Source organism: Pseudonocardia nigra (assembly GCF_019396355.1).
Taxonomy (GTDB): domain Bacteria; phylum Actinomycetota; class Actinomycetes; order Mycobacteriales; family Pseudonocardiaceae; genus Pseudonocardia; species Pseudonocardia nigra.
This window is the reverse complement of sequence record NZ_JAHKRK010000565.1, coordinates 1-659: the sequence shown is the minus strand read 5'-3', so window position 1 is coordinate 659 and position 659 is coordinate 1. Positions and strand designations below refer to the sequence as shown.

Here is a 659-nt window from a genome sequence, read left to right as displayed (position 1 = left end):
GATCCTCTGTCTTGTATGGTGCGACGATTGTCTGATAGATTTCGCGTATCAAGAGCCGTTTCAGGCAACGCAGGATTTCCTTTTTGGTCTTCCCTTCTGCGATGCGTCGGGCGGTGTAGGTGATCGTGGGTTCGTGGAATCGCATGCGGACGATCAGAATGCGGTGCAGGGCTGCGTTGGCCTGCCGGTGACCGCCTCTGTTGAGGCGGTGTCGGGAGGTTTTCCCGGACGAGGCGGGGATGGGGCAGGCGCCGCAGAGCTTGGCCAGCGCAGCCTCGCTGCGGATCCGTTCGGGGTTGTCGCCGACGACGAGGAGCAGCTCCGCCGCGGAGTCTTCACCGACGCCGAACAGGCTGGCGAGAGCCGGTGCGGCGCGGTCGGTGAGGGTGGCCAGGACGCGGTCGTGCAGGCGGGCTTCCTGGTCGAGGGCGTGGTAGCGGTCGGCGAGGGCGCGCAGCGTGTAGCGGGCCGCGTCGACTGGCCCGGTCATCGACTCGTAGCGCAGTTTCCGGCATTGTTCGACCAACGCCTTGTCGCCGAGCGGTTCGAGCCTTTCTCGCAGTTCGGCCGGCGCGGTCACAATGATTGTCTTCAGCGTGATGATCGCCTGGCTGCGCGCCTTGGTCGCGGTGTCCTTCGCGATTTTGACCTGTCGGATC

The 659-nt window shown here is 64.9% G+C and carries 1 protein-coding gene; it reads right to left on the bottom strand.

What is annotated here, in order from left to right:
* Positions 1-659: transposase (locus tag KME75_RS42220; RefSeq protein ID WP_219420701.1), on the bottom strand; the 659-nt coding region annotated here is incomplete at both ends.